This is a genomic window from Suicoccus acidiformans, from assembly GCF_003546865.1.
Taxonomy (GTDB): domain Bacteria; phylum Bacillota; class Bacilli; order Lactobacillales; family Aerococcaceae; genus Suicoccus; species Suicoccus acidiformans.
Map to the genome: position 1 here is coordinate 856,166 of NZ_CP023434.1, position 22,165 is coordinate 878,330.

Here is a 22,165-nt window from a genome sequence, read left to right on the forward strand (position 1 = left end):
AAAGGCTCTGAAAGAAAAATACACAAAATTAAGTGCAAACATTTGTTCCTACCATAGTTATCTTGTATAATGAACTTATAAGTATTAAAATAAACTTATAGGGAGGTTCCCCTGATGAAAGAGAATCGTGATGACGTCATTGAAAAGTTGAATTTGATGGATGATTTGTTTATGCGACAAGTATTTAAAGACCGGGATACGGTAGAATATGTTTTGCGGATACTTTTACAGCGAGATTCCTTAACCATAGAGAATTCTGAACTCCAGAAGACAGTCGATTATATTCATTCGAGAAATGCGACCTTAGATATTTATGCAGAAGCCGATGGCGAGCGATTTAACATAGAGATTCATCGGGATAACCGTCAAATCATTGAGAAAGCTCGATATTATACCTCCGCCTTAGAAGTTGAATCAGTAGCTAAAGGTGGTAAAGATATTGTCCTACCGAATATAATTCTAATATTTATTTGCGAGAAAGATTTCTTTAAAGCAGGTCACGTTAAGTATGATATGGTTACAACGATTAGGCAAACCCAAAAGGAGTTTGATATGGGACGGCAGTTTATACTCGTAAATTCCGAAATAGTTGATGCGGGTAATCCAATCAGTGAATTGATGCAATACTTTGCTAACACGGATCCGACTATCACAAAGTTCGGTCGATTATCAGAGCAAGTAAGATATTATAAAGCGACACAAGGAGAGGGGCGAACAGAGATGACGAAAGCAATATTAGATTGGGAGTTAGCGATAGCGGAGCGTAATAAACGGGAAGGCCGAGAACAAGGCCGAGCAGAAGGCCGAGCAGAGGGTCGAGCAGAAGGCCGAGCAGAAGGCCGAGAACAAGGTGAGATAATTAATCAGCATCATCTGGTAACCAACATGCATAAAAATGGCATGACAGTAGAACAGATAGCGGACGTAACTGAATTAACGGTAAAAGAAGTTGAGGCAGCTTTAGAGGAGCCGGTATTCGAAGGGTTACAAGAAGCATAAGAAGTTTATAAAGCGAAGAGGACTTAGGTTTTTCTTCGCTTTTTTAGTTGACAGAATGGCTAACTTCTGCGATTATCGAGGTGAAAGAAGAGCAGTACAAAGCCGACTATCACAAAGTTCGGTCGGTTATCAGAGCAAGTAAGATTTTATAAAGCGACACAAGGAGAGGGGCGAACAGAGATGACGAAAGCAATATTAGATTGGGAGTTAGCGATAGCGGAACGTAATAAACGGGAAGGCCGAGAACAAGGCCGAGCAGAAGGCCGAGCAGAGGGTCGAGCAGAAGGCCGAGAACAAGGTGAGATAATTAATCAGCATCATCTGGTAACCAACATGCATAAAAATGGCATGACAGTAGAACAGATAGCGGACGTAACTGAATTAACGGTAAAAGAAGTTGAGGCAGCTTTAGAGGAGCCGGTATTCGAAGGGTTACAAGAAGCTTAAGAAGTTTGTAAAGCGAAGAGGACTTAGGTTTTTCTTCGCTTTTTCAGTTGACAGAATGGCTAACTTCTGCGATTATCGAGGTGAAAGAAAAGCAGTACAAAGCCGACTATCACAAAGTTCGGTCGGTTATCAGAGCAAGTAAGATATTATAAAGCGACACAAGGAGAGGGGCGAACAGAGATGACGAAAGCAATATTAGATTGGGAGTTAGCGATAGCGGAGCGTAATAAACGGGAAGGCCGAGAACAAGGCCGAGTAGAGGGTCGAGCAGAAGGCCGAGAACAAGGTGAGATAATTAATCAGCATCATCTGGTAACCAACATGCATAAAAATGGCATGACAGTAGAACAGATAGCGGACGTAACTGAATTAACGGTAAAAGAAGTTGAGGCAGCTTTAGAGGAGCCGGTATTCGAAGGGTTACAAGAAGCATAAGAAGTTTGTAAAGCGAAGAGGACTTAGGTTTTTCTTCGCTTTTTTAGTTGACAGAATGGCTAACTTCTGCGATTATCGAGGTGAAAGAAGAGCAGTACAAAGCCGACTATCACAAAGTTCGGTCGGTTATCAGAGCAAGTAAGATATTCTCGATTGTCAATTTAAGTTAGAAATTTTTATACTATATGATGAGTGATTGAACTTGGTGACATACTTGTGCTAACCAGCTTAAACAGCCCCCTTCATCAAACTATTGAGGAGTCAGGTTCTTGATGAAATCATATTTCTTAAGTGGCTGGCATAATAGCCAGGTGTTTGATCCAAAAGATGGGCCAAGAAAACCTCCAGGGGAGTGTAGTCGTTAAGAGATTTACGTGGAATGATATGTCGCTTGAAGGTTACTTCCTTAAGAAAGTCTTCATCTACTTCATTAAAATCAGTACCTTTAGGCAGATCATCTCTTCTTAACCATCCGTTGGTATGCTCATTCACTCCTCTTTGAGATGGGCATCCTGGGTCTGCAAAGAAGATATCGATATCAAATTCATTGCTTAAGTCTTTCCAGTTAGAAAACTCTTTGCCATTGTCCAAAGTAAGAGATTTAACCAGATCAGGATATCAAATAGAGTTGAATACCACCACTCAAAATCCTATTGCTTACATTATATAAATAAGCAATAGGATTTTTCGATGTCTAAATTATTCATAGGATGCTTTTGATAAGTTATTAATTAGAAGGAATAGAAATCTAAGTGAAGCTATCAATCAATATAGCTTAAAACTAATCACTAAAAAATTATTCATACTGAATAACAATATAATGTTTTCTAACTAACTCCGGATGTAGGTAGAAGCTTGTGAATACTAAACTAGGGTTACCAGATTCTGCTAAATAAACGGAGAAATTAATGCATTCATCCCCTCTAAAGTTATAAACTCGTCAAAAACATTCAAAACGAAACAAACTTTGAGGAGTTCATCAGGGTGAGCATGCTTTCTTCACCCATAATTGCACATAATTGCATAGAATTGCACAACAAAAGTTGCTCGAACAAGTAAAAAAAGACTAGTTCCGAAAAGATACACATTCTTCTAGAACCACAAACGCTGATATAAAGGCATTTGCATACCGTGTACAAACTCTTCAAAATCACCTTTACAAAAATAAAATCTGGTGGTTTAAAACTTGATTTAAAATTGGGGTGTAATATAATATTTTATGTGTTTAATTTTTTAAACAGTTTCATGGTTTATTTTTTGAGATTTTTTTAGAGAGGAAAATGTATATGGTTGGCAAGAACAATCAATACTTAAAGAAACAAAAACAAGGCAACAAAGTGAATACGTATGCGATTCGTAGACTTAGTGTTGGTGTAGCCTCAGTTGCTGTGGCTGCTGGTATTTTCTTTGCTAGTGATGCAGCACTTGTACAGGCACAAGAAACAACGGACACGAGTATTTCTGATATTCAACCAGAAAACGAAGTGCCAGTCGTCGAAGAGGAAACTCAGCCAGAAGCAGAAACAGTTGCACCTGAAGAGGAGACTCAACCGGAAGCAGAAGTGACTGCACCTGAAGAGGAGACTCAACCGGAAGCAGAAGTGACTACACCTGAAGAGGAGAGTCAGCCAGAAGCAGCAACATCTGCAGAGGATGTAGATGCTGATAGTGCATCTGAAAATAAAGTTGAAGCTGAAGAACCGAAAGTTGCTTTAAGATCAGCTGATTCAGCTTTAAACGAGGAAAAAATCGATAACGCTGTTTCTGTTAATAACAGCGATATCAACATTTCAACTTTTTCAACAGATGTTGAAAAAGTTCAAGAAAATGCTATTTATTCTCCTGGACAAGAAGGTGACACACAATCTTATTCTGGTATTGCATATGTATACAGAGATAATAGATTAAACGTACCAAGTGAAGAAACAATTGGTGGCGTTAATGTATATTTGCAGTGGGTAGATAAAGATGGGTATGTGTCTAATGTCTATAAGACAACTTCTAGACCAGATGGAACATATACATTTAATTTTCAAACGCCTGAAGTAGATCAGTATGGTAATGTTCATCATTTCCAATTAGCAGGTAATCCTGATTTTGCAATTCGTACATGGGTTGAGAATCCTGATCCTGAAAAATACAATGTTATAAAACCAGGTGACCATAAGTATGGATTCCATAAACGCTTGGATCGTGTGAACGAATCTTGGGATTTCACTGCTGGAGTCAACCGCATAGTTGGTGGACAAGTAGCACTTCAAGAAAAAATTATGAGGAACGATTGGCTAGTTAAACCTAGAGATCAATGGACTACATCGCCTAACCAGGATGGTATTTGGCCAAAAGATGGTAATTATGGACGTGTAGCAGGGAATGTTTGGTATGAAAATGGTGACCCTCAGGGTTCGATTGCTGAAGGTTGGAAAAAGAATACTTGGGATGTGAATGCTACAGGTGCAGAAGTTGTTGCATCTTATGTGAATGACGAAATTGCTCGTCGTTTTGATGCATGGAAGGAAGCTAATCCAAATTATGGTGTAGCGGACTTTAGAGCGGCTCAAGAATCTATCATTCGTGAATATGAAGCAGAACATGGTAAAGGCTCCCATATAGCTGAAACTGTTGTTGGTAAAGTTGATAGCAATGGTGAATTTTATCTTCCATTTAGAGGGTTATACGGTGTAGATCATAAGAGCGCAAATGCAGTTGCTCAGCTATGGAATACAGTTTCTACCGAAGAGCATGGAACTTTAGTTAATGATGAAGAAAAAAATAATAATAATCTTGAAGAATGGGGTAGAACGGGTAATGTTCGTCACCGTCACATTAATAAAGATTATATGTATGTTGCTCCGTTGATTGACAATTATGCAATTTGGGGCAATACTTCTCAAAACAACATGTTTGAAACATTAACTAACAATTCGACACTACCGGTCGGAGCTGTAAACCTGGCTTCTGGTAATATTTATAATATAAACTTTGCTGCATTAGCTGCTCAACCTATGCATGATGTTAAAGTGTATGATACACAAAGTAATTTTGCTAAACCTGGAGAAACTGTTCAAAACGAAACTGGTGGATTGCTTCCAAGTCAAGCCTACAAGATTAGATGGTTTAAAGACGGTAATCCAATTGGTGAAGCTGTCGAAAAAACAAGTAGCGATGTAGGTACTATTGATTCTGTACCAATAACAGTACCTAAAGATTTAGCAGTGCCATCAACATATACCTCTGGAGTATTTTATGGCAACAGTGATGCTTCAGATTTAGGTGAAGCTCTAGCAGCAGATGCTTTCATTGCTGCACCTGGAGTAGAATATGAGCCTATCGAAGTAAGCTCAGGTGAAAAAGCTGATACCGGTACACCAGACTTTATTGATAAAGATGGCAATAAATATAAACCATACTATGAAGGACAAAAAGCACCAAAATATGAATATGTTGAACGAGTAGTTTTTACAGATACCAATGATCAGACACAAGTCGAGTATAGACCACTGGAAACTGTGAATGTTGACGGACAAGATATCAAGGTTTCGGTGGATCCAGAAACCGGTGTTGTTAGTGTTGCTGCTTCTGAAACAGCTAAATTAAATCCTGGTCAAAAGATTACCGTTCCAGTGTCTATTGTATTTGAAAATGGTTTGAGATTAACGGCTGATTCTGTCATTAACATTATAGATGATCGTGCTGAAAAAGATAAATTCGAGCCAAATTATGCAGACAAAAACGCTGAATACGGACAACCTGTGACAGTTGATGCACCAACATTTAACAAAGTTGATGGTACCACTGAAACACCAGTTGAAATTAACGATGTTCCTCTATCAACTGATCCTGCCAAACCAGCATTCAAGATTACAGAACCTGCAAACGGTCAACCAAAATTTGATTGTGCGGAAGTTGATCCTCAAACCGGAGCTATCACTATTCCTGCAGATCAAACTAATAAACCAGGTGAAACAATCAAAGTGCCAGTGACGGTCACTTATGAAGACGGCTCGACAGATGATGTTATTGCTACAGTTACAGTTTCTTCCCCGGATGTGATTGATCGTTCTGACGATCCGGATGCAGTAACTCCAGACGGTTACCACCGTGTAACACTTAAATCTGGAGAAGGTGTTGAAGACTTTGGCGCCAAAGCATATGATGTAAAAGACGGATCAAGTATCCCGGCTGACAAAGTGCCTACACCTCAAGCTAAAGAAGGCTACGAAAATCCAGTATGGAATGGCGATGCAGATGTTAAGCCATCAGAAGATATTATCAATGGTCCTAAAGAGTATGTAGCAACTGCTAGCACAGTCCAACCTGTCGAAGATGAAAAAATTGCTGACCAACTAGATCCATCTTATAAAGATACTGAAGTGATTCCTGGTAAAGATGCAGAAACAGAATCACCAGTATTTGTTGATAAGAATGGCAAAACTGTCAATCCTGAAAACCCTAGCTACTCAATCGATACACCAACAAATGGTGCAAGCATTGATCCAGTAACAGGTAAAATCACCATCCCAGCTGAAGAGACAGCTAAAGTTCCAGGACAAGACATCAATGTACCGGTGACTATCACATATGCTGATGGTTCTACAGATCAGGTGACAGCTAAAGTTAAGGTAACTGCGCCAGATGTCATTGATAACACTGATGATCCTAATGCCCCAGTTCCAGCAGGATATCATAAGGTAGACTTCGCTGCAGGTGAAGGTGTTGAATCATTAACGAATAATAAAGTTTATCATGTCAAAGATGGAGTAGCTTTAACGGAAGCTCAATATCCAACAGCTAACCCAGCTGAAGGTTATGAAAATCCTGAATGGAATGTGAAACCTGGTACAGCAATTACTACACCAACAACGATTACCGCTACAGCGACAGCAGTTCCAGAAGATGTAGCCCGTGTGGATGCTAATCCAAGTTCACAAAATGTCCTAGAAGGTAAGGATATCACTCCAATAGTACCTAGCGTTACCAACCGTCCAGAAGGTTCTACTGTTAAGGTAACTATCGGTGATGGTCAAACTGACTCTGGCTTAACTGTTGATCCAGATACAGGACGTGTATCAGGTACACCTACTATTACTGATGAACAATGGGGAACGGATGAAGTTCGTGAGATTCCTGTCACTATTGAATTAGTTGATAAAGATGGACAACCCGTTCTTGATGAAAACAATGAACCTGTTAAAACCATCGCAACTATCGATGTATACCGTGATACTGATAAAGATGGCAAAACAGACAAAGATACAGGTATGCCAGTTGATCCTAATAATCCAGATGTCCCAGCTGTAACAGGTGACGACGACGATGATAATGATGGATGGACAGACCAAGAAGAAAAAGATCGCAACACTGATCCTAAGAACAATGAGGATTATCCTAAGGTATCTGAGCCAGATGCTAACAATGATCCTAATAAAGACACAACCACAGTAACTGGCAAAACAACGCCAGATACTAAAGTGGAAGTCAAAGATAAAGATGGCAACACGATCGGTACTGGTACATCAGATGAAAATGGTAACATTACTGTTGAAGTGCCTAAACAAAATCCTGGTGATAAAGTAACGATCACTCCTGGTAAAGATGATGAAAATGGTAACTTCACACCTATTACGGATGAAAATGGTAATCCTAAAGGTGAAGCTGAAACAGTGGTAACTGAAGCACCTCAAATCACTGAATCAACTGCTACAAATGAACCAGATTCAGATACAACTAAAGTTGAAGGTAAAACATCTATTCCTAATTCTAAGGTGGAAGTCAAAGATAAAGATGGCAATACTATCGGAACAGGTACATCAGATGAAAATGGTAACTTTACAATTGAAGTGCCTAAACAAAATACCGGAGACAAAGTCACAGTAACACCATCTAAAGAATTCACTAAACCTGATGGAACAACAGAATCAAAATCTGGTGATCCTGTTGAAATTACAGTTACTGATAAACAAGTGACTCCTGAGGATGCAACGGTAGAAGTAACACCTAAGTCTCAAAATGCACTTGAACATAAAGAAATCACGCCAGTGACGCCTAATGTGGATAATGTCCCTGAAGGTGGATCTGTGAAAGTAACGATTGATGGTCAAGATGCATATCCAGGTCTAACAGTAGATCCATCTACTAATCAAGTCTCAGGTATTCCAGAAATTAAAGACTGGAAAGATGACGAAGAAACACGTCAAATTACTGTTGAAGTGACTGTTGTAGATAAAGATGGTCATCCTGTGGTGGATGCAGACGGTAATCCAATCAAGGGTGAATCAATCATCACTATCTATCGTGATACTGATAAAGATGGCAAAACAGACAAAGATACAGGTATGCCAGTTGATCCTAATAATCCAGATGTCCCAGCTGTAACAGGTGACGACGACGATGATAATGATGGATGGACAGACCAAGAAGAAAAAGATCACAACACTGATCCTAAGAACAATGAGGATTATCCTAAGGTATCTGAGCCAGATGCTAACAATGATCCTAATAAAGACACAACCACAGCAACTGGCAAACCAACGCCAGAAAAACCTGATACTAACGATTCTGAAAAATCAGCAGAACCAGCAGGACAAAAAGATGCAAACTCAGCTGATCAATCAAGTGCTAACGTACTACCAGCCACTGGTGAAAACGATGGCTTTGCGCTTTATGGATCTGCAGCTCTTGCAATTCTTGCAGGATTAGGCTTAGTTGGATCTAAGAAACGCGAAGAAGAATAATCATTTATTGAGTATCTTCTCTAATGTAATGTAAATTACATATCTTAACAGTCTGAATCTTAATGATTCAGACTGTTTTTTAATATTCCAAAGGCAAATATTTGACAAAGAGCCGAATAATCCCATAAACCCCGGGCCCACCTCGCTATTCGCGAGTACCATGCCTCAGCTCAGTGTCAAGGGAGGCTTCGTCGCCGGCAAGCACATGATTTACATTGTGTTTATAGCTCAGATGACCTAGGTAGAAAATGAGTCTCACTTTAACTTGCAATTAGCGCTTTCGGTGGATATTGAGTGGATAGTTCCAATGTCATTTGATTTATGTTTTAATGAGTATGCATTTTGGGTAGTCCTTTTTGGATTATCTGCGACAGAGGGCTCCTGCCCTCTGTTTTTTCATTTTCATTAACTATATTATTCTACAAAACCACCAAGAATGTTGATTTAACAGCATTCTTGGTGGTTTCTGTGGTTGACTTACCTTACAGCCTCTTCTTGATAATTAAGCTTCTTCAAAGATTTCGTCTAATTCATCGTCATCACTTTCATCGCAGTGTTCATCATCTTCTTTGTCAGGGATGAGCTTGCTTAAATAGTCATTTTTTTTGCGTTCATCAATGATTTTAATGACGATTTGGTACAATTCATAAAGTGACTCAACCGAGAAGAGGCTCGGATTATAGGAAATATGCTTACCTTCGATGGGTTCAATTTCGAAATTTGAGACGAGAATATCGTAGTTCGATTGAGCAATCGTATCCCGATCGAAATGAATTTCATCGTAGATGTCGATGTTCATTTGTTGAGTTCCACGAAACTCCATCATATCCTTAATGAGCCTAGAATATCCTTCGTCATACTTCGTAAGAATCAGGACATTAATCTTCTCCGCGCGATTAGCTAATTGGCATATTAAGTATCTCCATTGCACAATCAGCGTATAGGTTAAATGCCTTTCCATATAATAGTCAGGTTTCTCCAACATATGGTTGCGGTAGCCTTGCATGGCTTTAAAGGCTGCTTCATAGAATTCTGGATATTTGGCCGAGAATTCGCGCACGAAGCCACCTTTCTGGTCGTAGAGGATAGGGGTGACGTTGAGGTCGGCTTTGTTAAGAACATTGGTATTATGTAGTTCATAAATCAATTCTTGTTTATTATCCAATTCCAAGTCAAAGTCACGCATTAAGCGGGAAATCATCCAATCCAAATAAGTAATGGAACTATTGATTTGATCGTTTAGGCGTGTTTCTAAATAGAATGAGTCAATTGTGAAGAAATAATTCGGACTCAAGAAACTGATGAACATCTGGCCAATGAAGTCAATGTCTAGTTCCCGGTCATAATGCTCGCGAATATATTTCTTCATTTCTTTAAATGTATGTTGATCTTTAATCACGTTGTAAACTGGTTCAATATGGGAATTATCTGTTTCGATAAAGAAACCTTGGATGGTTCGAATGAGGCTAATTGCGGTCAATATCTTGACGAAATAATAATAAGAAAAGTTCATACCAATATTTAATTCACGTGTAAAATACTGAATAAATGTTTCAAGGACCCGCTCATCCACCTCTTTGAAAGGCCACTCTTCTAGAGGATATCGTTCAGCGAAATATTCAGCTAGAAAATAGCGAATATCTCGCTCATCACCGCCGAAACGATAAGGTCGCTTATCTACCTTCACATTAAAGACTTCTTCTGTTCGTTTATTCAAAGTATTGATATGCCGATACACGGTGGACGGGCTGATAAATAGTGCTTCCGATAAGGATTCCGTCGTATGATCGGGCGTATTAAATATTTCCTCCACAAGATTTAAAGCCGGAGAGTGCCGGTTGAAATCTCGATAGATTGTTTCAATTGTTGGACTATTCGTTGTATCAAGGCGAACTTTAGCACGCTTCGTAATTATCGTTACACCTAATTTGCGTAAACCGAAGATATCATTCTTCAAGTTCAAAGGTGTAGTTTTTAGATATTCAGCGACCTTGGGAAGGCTTACCCAGCCACCGTGGCGACTATAAAGAATTTCAATAAATTCCAGCCGTCTTAATTGCGAAGCTTGAAGGACCTGTCTCATAATACCACGTCTTTCTACACAAATTTTGACTGGACTGTTAATGGTTGTCAATAAAAGCCGAAGAAATCTAAAATAATTGCTTGGAAATTATAGGCTCTCTCAATTTAAGTGTCAAACCAGTAACAATGCACCATCTCTAAATAGTTTACCACATCTTTTATTATTTTTAAGTGCAAAAATTGATAATTGCACACAATTGCACTTAATATTTCTAAAATATATTCTGGAAACTAAAAAATATTAACATCAAAGCACCCTTATCGCAAGACCTACAACGCATATTTAAAGTATATTTTTAAAAGGTCCATAGAGATACATATAATCTTAACTTGCCATAGAGGAGGAGACAATAAGTTATACAGAAAAATGAAAATTATCTGAATGCAATGTCGAGCCAATTATCTATTACTTGGGCAAGCATCATTAATTTTGAGCTTTTGATTCTTGGTAACAAGAAAACAAGGATGCGCTCTCAAAGAACACCTGGTATGCTTTAGAGGCAGGTCTCGCAAATTTTACAGCAGTTTCTTGTGAAATGCGCTGATGTAAGGCAAAGATGATTGGCGCACCAATCCCACCAGCCTCTACTAAACCTAGCGTGGTCGCGCTACGCATGTTAATTTCAAAGTGGTTGAGTATGTGCGAGGTTGCAAGGGGCAGGACTTGAAGTAAGCGAGCGTATTGAAAAGCTTACATCTTTGTTGAACCAGTGGCTAACTTGGTCTCAATTGGCGTTTCGTCAATGCGGTCCAATTCGTCACCAATCAATTTCCCAAGCATCCCAATGAGCTGGATGCCTAAGGCTGAGGCACCAGCAAGGAGTCCTGGGCCGACGACGCGGACAAAGAGAATTGCGCAAATTAAGGCTGGTACGGAATACAGTAAGCTTAACAAACCGCGGACTAAAGTCGCAAGCCAAGTGTGTTTCTTCCAGAGGTTTTTGGCACTGAGGAGGGCGAAGGGTATAGAGAGCACGAAACCAAGGATGGTACCGTAAAAGTGATGAACTTCGTCTCCCACAGTGGATGGGCTAAGTCACTTCCCTTCGTTACGCATTCAAGACTGTAAGTTGCTTTGCAACATACTGTACCATTAGCTACGCTCAAAGGCTCCGATATACGCTAGATTATCCTATTCCTGCAGGAAAACCTTCGAATCATTCCGTAAATTATTTGTTTGTGCAATTTTGTGAATAGAAGGTGAGGTAAGTTGTATAAGCAAATGCATAAGCATAAATGAAAAAATCAGTGAATACGATATGCTAAATAGCGACCAAACCATTAGTAAGGAGTATTCACTGACATGATAAATTCTACCACAACAGGCTGTCGATTTAAGCACTTCACCCCTGAAATGCGCGGCCGATTAGAGCAGATGTATCAAGAAGGGACGTATTCTCAAGTCCAAATGGCAGAGATACTCGGCGTTAGCCAATCTGCTGTATCAAGAGTGGTAAAACGCGGAAGAGTTCGCCAGAAAGATTATAACAGCAAGTACTACACCACTTATATCGCTGAAGTCGGTTCTCGTGTTTATCAAGAAAATCGAGCTAATTGCCGTGTTAAAAGCATCTATCGCTATAGTCAGCATTTCTTTAGTGAACTTGAAAAAGCTTTGTTAACACCAACCAAAGGACGCATTTTCAGTGTTGACACCTTTGTTCATTCCTACCGAAGAAATAATCCATTAGAGCTTGTGTCCTGCACCAAGACTGTCTATCAATACATTGATCAACAGCTCTTGAAAGTCCGCAACATCGATTTGCCAATGAAAACACGCTTACGTCTCCGAAAGCAACAGTCACCCCCATGGATCTAATGTAAGCGGTCTATTATGAGGTATCTATCAAATTTAAATCATCTCCATTATTCTATAAGTAATAGAAAGGAGATGATTTTTTGATTCGACTAACTGAAGAAGACAGTTATTACATCGTCTATGGTAAGACTGACCTGCGTAAAGGGATCGACACCTTAGCAATTCTCCTTCAACATGATTTTAATCACGACCCTTTTGATGGGGCTTACTACTTCTTTTGCGGTAGTCGCTCCGATCGTTTCAAAATTCTACATTGGGATGGTGAAGGCTTTCAGTTAATCTATAAACGATTGGAGAATGGTAAGGTCCACTGGCCCAGAGCTAATCAAGCCTGCTTAGAGCCCATGAGTTTGATGGAGGTGACCAGGTTATTAAAGGGCTTTCCCCTTAAATCTTCAATCTCAGTTTCGTCAAAAAAGTTATTTTATTAGTGTTTTAGTGGCTGCTTTTTGGAAGCAAATCTAGTAGAATAGGGGTATCTATTTAAGGAGGAGGTGCCCCAGATATGGTTGATACCTTAACACGCGAGGAATTGCTTTCAGAACGAGAAGAATTACTTGTCCGTCATGAACAACTCGCTAAGCAATTAGAGTTACTCCAACAAGAACTCCACTTGAAGAATGAGGAGAATCAGTACCTGCGCCACAAACTCTTTGGCCGGTCCAAAGAGACCCATCAGGTCGCAGACGGTCAGCTATCTTTATTTGATGGGGTGCCTCCCATTGAAGAATCTCCAGACTTGCCAGATGAAGAAGACCTGGTAGTTCCTAAAAAGAGAAAGAAACAAAAAGGACAAAAGCGCAAAGTCTTGGAACAGTTCGAAGAAGTTCCAGTGGTCCATAAGTTAGAGGATAAGACCTGTCCTTGTTGTCAAGACGAAATGGTGGAAATTGGCAAGACCAAGGTCCGGGAAGAAGTAGTCTACCAGCCTGCTCATTATGAAAAACAAGTCCATTATGGGACCTCTTACAAGTGCTTAACTTGCTCAGAAGAGGAGCCTCAAGATGTAATCGTCAAAGCTCCTGTTCCAAAAGCCCCGATTCAAAATAGTCTGGGGTCTGCTTCGGTGATCGCTCAAACCATTCAACAGAAGTATGTCCTCAAAGTTCCCGCTTATCGGCAAGAAAAGGTCTGGAAAGAGGGAGGGCTACCGATTAATCGCCAACAGATTAATCGGTGGCATATTCTGTGTGCCCAATATTACTTTGGTTATCTTTGGGAAGAATTGGCCAAGGAGCTTCTATCCCAAGACATTATTCATGCCGATGAAACCAGCTATCGAGTGATTGAAAGCGATAAAACCAATACTTATTATTGGCTCTTTCAATCTGGCCGTCATGAGGCCCACCCCGTGGCAATCTATCTACACGATGAATCACGAGCTCATCGGGTGCCTCAGGAATTCTTAGCTGATTTCAAGGGCCATCTCCATTCGGACATGTACAGCGCCTATTTGAATCTGCCGGATGAGATCACGGTAGTGGGATGCTTTGCCCACCTTCGTCGCAAGTTCTATGAGAGCCTGCCCAGCAATGCCCCTCCTGATTCAGTTGCGGCTCAAGCGGTTGCCTACTGCGACCAAGCTTTTGCCTTAGAGAAATCTTGGAGAGATTTGCCGGCTGAAGAAAGGTTTCAATTACGCCAAGAGGAACTGTCTGTGGTGTTGACCAACTTGTTCGATTTAATCGAACCCTACAGTTACCAAGCGACAACAGGCAAACTCTCCAAAGCCATTGCTTATGCGACCAAGCATAAAGAATACTTTATGAATGTCCTCAAGGACAGTCGCTTAGAGCTAAGCAATAATCTGGCAGAAAGGTCCATCAAAGAACTGGTCATCGGCAGGAAGAATTGGCTCTTTTCATCCAGCCTGCAAGGAGCTCAAGCTTCTGGCATCATCCTATCTTTGAAAGTGACAGCTGACTTGAACGGCCTCTCTCCGGTGGCTTATTTCCAACTGCTCTTAGAAGAATTACCCACCCTGTATGCCGAGGGAACTTTACTCGACCGTCTACAGGCTTATTTACCATGGTCTGATTATGTAAAAGAAAAACTCGGTAAAAAAGAATCATAATAACAAAGCAATGCCCGTTAGAGAGCTTAACTTTCTAACGGGCAATTTTATTTAGACTTTCTGTAAATTGCTTGAGATCCTTGGTTTTGGTGTCCAGGTTGTCAGAGAATTATCAAGTTACCTGATTATCGACCGCTTACGATCTAATACAAAAGTTTTGGGTCCTAGTATTGAGTTGCGGTGTGAAATCGTACAATCTCGGGAAGAGTTTGCCCACTGGGAACTTGATTGAGTTCTCGGCAAGAAAACAAAAGGAGAACCATGTGTCATCACGTTAGTTGAGCGTAAGACACGTAAACTCATAACTAAAAAAACTGGAATCGAACTGCTGAAAAGATTGAGGTAGCCGTATTAAAGATGATTGAAAAAGAAGGAGTTGAGCGCTTTAAGACAATGACATCGGACAATGAATCTGAGTTCTCTACGTTATCGAATCTTGAGCATCAATGTGAAGAGACTAAAATTTCTTTTACCCATGCTTATGCAGGTGGGAGAAGGGAACGAATGAAGGTCATAATCGTATTTTACGCGAATTCTTACCTAAAGGAGAGAGCCTAAGAGAATTAACCTATCGAGATTTACAAACAGATACAAACACCATTAATAACCGTTACTGAAGAATCTTAAACTATCAATGTCCAAATGAAGTATATAAAGAAGAATGTGCGACGTTGGTAGCGTAGGGAAAAGCGCTCTACCAATCACCTTGTGTTCATTTAAGAGCTAACGCTTCATTCCTCCAAAACGGAGTGGGAACATTGGTCTAACCAGCTTTTTAGATCGTTATTGTTACACTGGGATTTCTCAAAATAATTATGCATTTACCACTTATTAAATTTCGAAATTTTTATTTTCATGTTCTTTGACGTATTTAGCTTATCGCCAGAATAAGTCCCTCATCCAGTTTTTGGGACAGGGTCGGCAACGCCCTTATAAAAAAGCGGATTTGTATCACCTATATATATATTGTAAACGGTTAACTGGTTTCTGTCATGGCTTTGAATGCGAAGCATTCGCAATTTTTTTGGAGGAAAGATTTAGATTTCAAAATGGTTATAGATTTAATAGTTTTCAACAGTGGAAGTTGCAATGACCAGATGGTTGAGTTACCACCGTATTTGAGTAAGGTAGGACGTTTAAAATCCTAGAGATCAGACATCTACTAGCAGTTTTATGACGTAAATGGAAGGTTTCTCTGCTTCAAACCGGTTGATTGATGCAGGTTGTATGCGAAAGGCTATACGGCGATTTTCCTGTAAAGCACTCAGTCGGTTTAACAGCCTTTTTGTAGTTATAAATTATAGTTCTAGCTGCTCCAAGTCTTTTAGTGACATTACTATCGTATAGCGTGATTTTTGACGAAACAAAGGGGTTACTTACAGAAATGTCTTCAAACTCTTAATGTTTCATAGCGAATACAGACTTAAATTTTGCTACGAAAAACCACGGGATGTACCGTGGCTTCGACATCTATTAGAATAAATAACTCAAGGCGTACAACAAAGTAAAGCAGAAGTTTGCTGAGCTGAGGTAGTTCAGCTTATTCTGTGCTTCGTGCGGGCGTTTAGTCTTCATCATTAATGGCAGGAACGCAGCCGTTACAATGACGACGTATAGAACTTGCACGATGTAGAATGTGTGGCTCGGACGTGATAAGACGAAGCCGAGAATAACCGCAATTGTGAGCACAAGCAGACTGAGGGTATGCAGCATTTTGCCTGCTTTGAGTGGACGGCGACGCATGAGCATGAGTTCCAAATTCAACGTCTGTAGTTCTACTGCGGTGACGACGAGTATCGCTGGTACGAGTGCCCAGAGCAGTTGAGTGGTAACCGTGTTCACTTGCGAAAAGTAGGCGATACAATTGAGAACAAGACCATTGAAGAGCACGCTCAGCAAGATGTCGTATACGCTGTGCGCGAAATTAAAGGGGAAGTAGCGCACATGCAGGTAAACTAAGTACAAGCCGAGAAGAAAGCCAACAAGCCAATGGTGGCGGAAGAGGAAGACAGCGCTGCTTACGAGTAGAACAGCTTCACAGACAATTAATAGAGGAAGGGGCGTACGGCTTGTCTCCCCGCGGTCATATTTCAAGTAGAAGAAATGATCCACGAGTTGGCCACTTAAGACTATAAAGACCAGCAATAGCATACTGAGCCATTGAATTTGATTGGCACGACTCATTCCCACAATTAGTCCGAAACCAATAGTTGACAGAGGCGTGAGACAAATTTTGAGTAGGGGTTTTTGGAGAAATTTAATCACTTGTTGCATAGATGAAAGACCTTTCTTTTTTGGTAAGGGACTAGTATAATACCTATGTCCAGCCGATTTATTTGGTTGAATACGACCATTATACCATTAAAATACAAAATTTAAACAGGAGGAATCATGACGACTCAAACCCATTTATTTACATCCGAATCTGTAACCGAAGGACACCCTGACAAAATAGCTGATCAAATCAGTGATGCAATTCTTGACGCTATCCTTGCTGAGGATCCCAAAGCGCGCGTAGCCTGTGAAACGGCGGTGAATACGGGCTTCGTGCTTGTTTTTGGCGAAGTGACAACAACCAGCTACGTTGATATTCAACACGTCGTACGCGAGACGATTCGTGAAATAGGCTATACCGACCGCCGATACGGCTTCGATGCAGATAACGTAGCTGTCTTGGTGTCCTTGGACGAGCAGTCACCCGACATTGCTCAAGGTGTGGACGATGCACTAGAAAGCCGCGATGACGATAGTCAGGCTTTAATTGGAGCAGGGGACCAGGGGATTATGTTTGGCTATGCGAGTAAAGAAACCGACAACTACATGCCCCTGGCGATTGATTTAAGCCACCGCCTGGCCCGTCGCCTAGCAGAAGTGCGCAAGAACGGGACACTCGCTTATCTTGGCCCCGATGGCAAAACCCAAGTAACCGTCGAATACGACCAAGATAAGAACGTTATAGCGATTGACAACATTGTAATTAGTACCCAGCACGCCGAAGGAATCGAGCTTTCTCAAATCGAGACTGACGTCATCGAACATGTGGTGCGGCCTATTGTACCAGAAGCTTGGTTGACGAATACAAAATTCTACATCAACCCAACCGGCAAATTCGTCATCGGCGGTCCTGTCGGCGACTCCGGCTTAACCGGCCGCAAAATCATCGTCGATACTTACGGTGGCGCAGCCCGCCACGGAGGTGGTGCCTTCTCTGGGAAAGACGCCACCAAAGTCGACCGCTCCGCCAGCTACGCCGCTCGCTACGTTGCCAAAAATATCGTCGCTGCCAACCTAGCAGAACGTTGCGAAATCCAACTAGCCTACGCCATCGGGATGGCTGAACCGACCTCGATTGCAATCGATACCTACGGCACGTCTGATTATAGCGAACAAGCTCTAATCACAGCTGTCCGCCAAGTATTTGACTTAACCCCAGCAGGCATTATCGACATGCTTGACTTGCGTAAGCCTGTCTTCAAACAGACTGCTGCTTACGGTCACTTCGGCCGAACAGAGCCAGGTTTTACTTGGGAGAATACTGACCGCGTCGAAGCCTTGCAAGCAGCATTGGAAAATCTATAGCGATTGTGCTATTGAAGTTGGATTTAGTGTGCTGGGCAGGGTATGAATAGACTGAAGATTTCTGGCCGATGATTGAGGCATGATTTGTCTAACACGGGCGTCGGGCAGTTTGAATAGCTTTGCGTTCAGCCGGCTATGCGTAAGAGAAGTGTATAATATCTCATATAAAAGAAGCATCAGATTGGTCTTACAGAAGGCTGAACTGATGCTTTTCTTGTTCTGGGAGTTGGAACGAGGCTTGTCGTTTGGTGAAAGATAAGTGAGATAAATTGAATAAGCGGAAGTCACGTCGCGTGTCGTGGAATCGACCTTAATTTAGATACGATGAGGATGCTTGAGTGTCGTGGTAGGGTTGCACGTCGTAAGTGAATAGCAGTTTGACTATCGTGGTAGGGTTGCACGTCGTAAGTGAATAGCAGTTTGACTATCGTGGTAGGGTTGCACGACGTAAGTGAATAGCAGTTTGACTATCGTGGTAGGGTTGCACGACGTAAGTGAATAGCAGTTTGACTATCGTGGTAGGGTTGCACGACGTAAGTGATTAGCAGTTTGACTATCGTGGTAGGGTTGCACCACGTAAGTGACTAGTAGTTTGACTATCGTGGTAGGGTTGCACGACGTAAGTGACTAGCAGTTTGACTATCGTGGTAGGGTTGCACGACGTAAGAGAATAGCAGTTTGACTATCGTGGTAGGGTTGCACGACGTAAGTGATTAGTAGTTTGAGTGTCGTGGTAGGGTTGCACGACGATAGTCAAAGAAGATCAAGCCACTGTGCAGCAGGGTCAGCGTTGAGTGACTCAGTGCAATAGTAATCGTCGTTTTTAAGTTAACAAGCAGAATCCCTAGCACTAACTCTGTATCTGCCGGGAGTCAGACTTTCAGACAGCGTTTTAGCGCTATTGCTGAATTATATATTTGCCTTAGAGGTTCAACGAAGTCAATCCTTACTAAGAATTAGCGATCCCGAAGTCGCTCCACCGCCACCAATAGTGGTGGATTATTCCGTTGATTAATAAATCCGTACTGCAAGACTTGGAACTGCTCTTGGGGCCACGTGGCTAATTCAGCTAAAATCGCATTCTTTTCTTCTAGTCCACCTGGATGGCCGTAGTAAATGACTAGGATGATGCGTCCTTTGACTACCAATTTCGAGCGCACTTGTGCTAGGCTAGTCAGCGTTGATTCAGCTAATGTCGTGACGCTGTGGTCGCCGCCGGGCAAGTAGCCCAAATTGTATATAGCGCCGTGAAAGACGGGAATATCGGTTAATGTGTCCGCTATCCTTGCATGACTCGCCTTATAGAGCGTTAGCCCCGGGTGGTCAACTAGATTTTTTTGCCTTAGAAGGTCTCGGGTGGATTCAAGGGCTTCACTTTGAATATCGAAGGCCGAGATGGTGCCGGCGAAGTTGGGGCGGGTGAGGATGAAAGCGGTGTCGTGGCCATTGCCAAGTGTGGCATCAATATAGTGTCCAGCTGGAAAACGCTCGATGGTTTCCGCGAGCAGTTGGTGGCTGTAACGCAAAGCATTATACATGCTGTCAGCTCCTTTAGTGAAATTTAGCGTATTATAGCATAGATTTGCCATTTCGTCTGGCTATTGTTGGGGATAATCAAAGGCGGGCTATGATTAGGTTTGTCGAACGGCGGAAGCCGTTCTTACAATATAATAGGGTAATTTTGTCCATAGATGAGACATTGCATTGGCAGCAGCAACCTTCTATAGTGACTGAATTTCCCTCGCTACAATTCCGCACGAACATTATTCTGCAATCATCGCAGAAGAAGAATAAAATCTTCCTCATGCGTACCCGGAAAGTACAACAATTCTCACTATAGATGCACATATAACTACGGAGTTTTGTTCAGGAACAAGCGAAGGTTTTTGTTACAAAGATATTTCAAATATTAAGAGTTGTCGACAGCGACGAAATAAACATCCGTTCTAGGCGGAAAAGATTTATAATAAAGACATTGAAAAATAAAAAATGATTATCATGAATATAAATTAATTTATGGAGGTAAGACGGTTGAATTCTAGAACGAAATTTATTGCTAAACAACGTCTGAATGCAAAGTATGATTTAAGGAAAACTGTAATGAAGAAGGTCAATACGGGCTTGGTGTTCTTTGCGACTGGGGCTGTAATTAGTCAAGTCCAAGCTGAATATGCACCTGTAACAGTTCAAGCACAAACGACTGGGACGAAGCAATCACAATTTCTGAACTTGATTTCAGGCTATGCTACTGACATTGCAGCCAAGAATGATTTGTATGCATCGGTCATGATTGCTCAAGCGGCTCTTGAATCTGGTTGGGGAAGCAGTACGCTTTCTCAAGCACCGAACTATAACCTATTTGGTATTAAGGGTGCTTATAATGGCCAAAGTGTGCGTAAAAATACCTTGGAAGACGATGGCTCAGGGAATTACTACAGTATCCAAGATAATTTCAAACGTTACAATCATTACGGTGAGTCACTTGAAGATTATGCAGGAACTTTGACCGGTTATAATGATGATAATAGCTGGCGTGCGAAGTATTATGCGGGTGCACGTCGTTCAAATACGAACAGCTATAAGGATGCAACAGCGCACTTAACAGGCCGTTACGCTACAGATACAAGCTATGCGTCTAAATTAAATCGTATCATCGAAGAGAACAACTTAACTCGCTTCGACGTTGCCGGCGTGCCGAACACAGCAGTTCGCTCAAGCACACAAACACAAACAACAAAGGATATGGTCTCAACCCCAACACCTTCAGCTTCAAGTGCTGGTAGTTACACTGTGCAAAAAGGGGACACCCTATACAGCATCGCTCGTCGCAACGGCTTGAGCGCTAACAAACTAATCGCAGATAATGGCGGTTCAACGTTAATCAAAGTCGGGCAAAATATTAACTTTGGCACAGCAACTGACAGTAACACAGTAGCTACCGCAAGTCCAGCTGCAGCGACAATGGCATCAACAAGCACTGAGTCTTCTGAATCAGCAACACGTGCAAGCGCGCCTGCTGCGACAACTGCTGGCAGTTATACTGTTCAAAGAGGCGACACGCTTTACAGTATTGCTCGTCGCAACGGGTTAAACGTGAATGATTTAATCGCAGCCAATGGTGGAACGAGCTTGATTAAAGCTGGCCAAACATTGAACTTAAGTGGAGCAAGCTCAGTGAGCACCCCAGCTCCAGCTAGCCAAGCAGTCGAAGCGCCTGCTTCAGTCGAAGCGCCTGCTTCAGCCGAAGCGTCCGGTAATGCTTACGCAGTCCAAGCTGGCGACACGCTTTACAGCATCTCTCGTCGCACTGGCGCAGACTTAAATACATTAATCGCTCAGAATGGTGGCTCAACCTTAATTACAGTTGGCCAAACGTTGAACTTAAGTGGAGCAAGCTCAGTGAGCACCCCAGCTCCAGCTAGCCAAGTAGTCGAAGCATCTGAAGCAGTTACATCTGATCCAGTACAAGCAGAATCTGTAGTTGCAAGCCCAGCACCTGCTTCAACGGAAGCTGTCGGCAATGCTTACGCAGTCCAAGCTGGCGACACGCTTTACAGCATCTCTCGTCGCACTGGCGCAGACTTAGACACATTAATCGCTCAGAATGGTGGCTCAACCTTAATTACAGTTGGCCAAACCATCCAATACTAATATTTCCCAGCCGAAACCAACCTGCACGGGTTGGTTTTTTCATTTTGTCATCTTTTAATTTTTGGCGAGCTTAAGTCGCTTTAGTGTTTCAATAGTTATATTCGGACCCCATTTCGCATAGAAACATAGAAGCTCTTCAAGCCACACCACATCTACACACTCCAACATGTCGTTTCTGCATTAACCGCTCTGTTATCCCCAAGACCCAGCTACACTTCCTGACGACCCAGTGACGAATCTAGGACGAGCGTTCACGCCGACTTCATCCTAATTTCTTCTAACCAGCGTTTCAAGCCACTTAATCGATACAAAAGCTTAAACAATCCGCATTTTTATGCTAGAATA

At 41.7% G+C, this 22,165-nt stretch carries 13 protein-coding genes and 1 pseudogene; 9 read left to right on the forward strand and 5 right to left on the reverse strand.

The window, feature by feature from the left end; all coding sequences use genetic code 11:
* Positions 1-114: 114 nt before the first annotated feature.
* The 3 genes from CL176_RS04260 (at position 115) to CL176_RS04270 (ending at position 1,881) form a co-directional block, all read left to right on the forward strand.
* Complete coding sequence (locus tag CL176_RS04260; protein ID WP_118990183.1) at positions 115-999, forward strand: PD-(D/E)XK nuclease family transposase; 885 nt, start codon at positions 115-117, stop codon at positions 997-999.
* Between the two features lie 180 nt (positions 1,000-1,179).
* Positions 1,180-1,446, forward strand: coding sequence for an RpnC/YadD family protein (locus CL176_RS12465; protein WP_205528136.1), 267 nt, complete (start codon positions 1,180-1,182; stop codon positions 1,444-1,446).
* A 180-nt stretch (positions 1,447-1,626) separates the two neighbouring features.
* The gene (locus CL176_RS04270) at positions 1,627-1,881 is read left to right on the forward strand and encodes an RpnC/YadD family protein (protein ID WP_118990184.1); all 255 of its coding nucleotides are present in this window, start codon (positions 1,627-1,629) and stop codon (positions 1,879-1,881) included.
* 261 nt (positions 1,882-2,142) lie between these two features.
* On the opposite strand, the pseudogene CL176_RS04275 reads toward CL176_RS04270, so the two are convergent.
* Positions 2,143-2,490, reverse strand: a pseudogene (locus CL176_RS04275) (IS30 family transposase); the annotation flags it as partial.
* Between the two features lie 677 nt (positions 2,491-3,167).
* Between CL176_RS04275 and CL176_RS04280 the strand changes: the two are divergent.
* Positions 3,168-8,615, forward strand: a complete 5,448-nt coding sequence (locus CL176_RS04280) for a YPDG domain-containing protein (protein ID WP_118990186.1) — start codon at positions 3,168-3,170, stop codon at positions 8,613-8,615.
* 502 nt (positions 8,616-9,117) lie between these two features.
* Here CL176_RS04280 and CL176_RS04285 read toward each other — a convergent pair.
* Together CL176_RS04285 and CL176_RS12210 are read right to left on the reverse strand one after the other, a co-directional pair.
* A complete protein-coding gene (locus CL176_RS04285; RefSeq protein ID WP_118990187.1) occupies positions 9,118-10,698 on the reverse strand; it encodes an AcpB/EbpR/MafR family transcriptional regulator in 1,581 nt (526 codons plus the stop codon).
* A 690-nt stretch (positions 10,699-11,388) separates the two neighbouring features.
* Entirely contained in the window at positions 11,389-11,718 is a 330-nt protein-coding gene (locus tag CL176_RS12210) for a PhnE/PtxC family ABC transporter permease (protein ID WP_162890816.1), read from the reverse strand.
* Positions 11,719-12,000: 282 nt separating this feature from the next.
* On the opposite strand from CL176_RS12210, the gene CL176_RS04295 reads away from it, so the two are divergent.
* The 3 genes from CL176_RS04295 to tnpC all read left to right on the forward strand — a co-directional run bounded on the left by CL176_RS04295 (position 12,001) and on the right by tnpC (position 14,590).
* Positions 12,001-12,516 (forward strand): helix-turn-helix domain-containing protein, encoded by a 516-nt coding sequence (locus tag CL176_RS04295; RefSeq protein WP_118990189.1) that lies wholly within the window; start codon positions 12,001-12,003, stop codon positions 12,514-12,516.
* Positions 12,517-12,596: 80 nt separating this feature from the next.
* Positions 12,597-12,947 carry an IS66 family insertion sequence element accessory protein TnpB gene (tnpB, locus tag CL176_RS04300; protein ID WP_118990190.1) on the forward strand — a complete coding sequence of 117 codons (351 nt, stop codon included), beginning with the start codon at positions 12,597-12,599 and terminating at the stop codon, positions 12,945-12,947.
* A 74-nt stretch (positions 12,948-13,021) separates the two neighbouring features.
* Entirely contained in the window at positions 13,022-14,590 is a 1,569-nt protein-coding gene (tnpC, locus tag CL176_RS04305) for an IS66 family transposase (protein WP_205528099.1), read from the forward strand.
* 1,473 nt (positions 14,591-16,063) lie between these two features.
* Here tnpC and CL176_RS04315 read toward each other — a convergent pair.
* Positions 16,064-16,864 (reverse strand): hypothetical protein, encoded by an 801-nt coding sequence (locus tag CL176_RS04315; RefSeq protein WP_118990192.1) that lies wholly within the window; start codon positions 16,862-16,864, stop codon positions 16,064-16,066.
* A 117-nt stretch (positions 16,865-16,981) separates the two neighbouring features.
* Between CL176_RS04315 and metK the strand changes: the two genes are divergently transcribed.
* The gene (metK, locus tag CL176_RS04320; protein WP_118990193.1) at positions 16,982-18,169 is read left to right on the forward strand and encodes a methionine adenosyltransferase; all 1,188 of its coding nucleotides are present in this window, start codon (positions 16,982-16,984) and stop codon (positions 18,167-18,169) included.
* A gap of 956 nt (positions 18,170-19,125) precedes the next feature.
* On the opposite strand, the gene mnmM is transcribed toward metK, so the two are convergent.
* Positions 19,126-19,758 (reverse strand): tRNA 5-(aminomethyl)-2-thiouridylate-methyltransferase MnmM, encoded by a 633-nt coding sequence (mnmM, locus tag CL176_RS04325; protein WP_205528137.1) that lies wholly within the window; start codon positions 19,756-19,758, stop codon positions 19,126-19,128.
* A gap of 442 nt (positions 19,759-20,200) precedes the next feature.
* Between mnmM and CL176_RS04330 the strand changes: the two genes are divergently transcribed.
* Positions 20,201-21,820 (forward strand): LysM peptidoglycan-binding domain-containing protein, encoded by a 1,620-nt coding sequence (locus CL176_RS04330; protein ID WP_162890817.1) that lies wholly within the window; start codon positions 20,201-20,203, stop codon positions 21,818-21,820.
* The last annotated feature ends 345 nt before the right edge of the window (positions 21,821-22,165 follow it).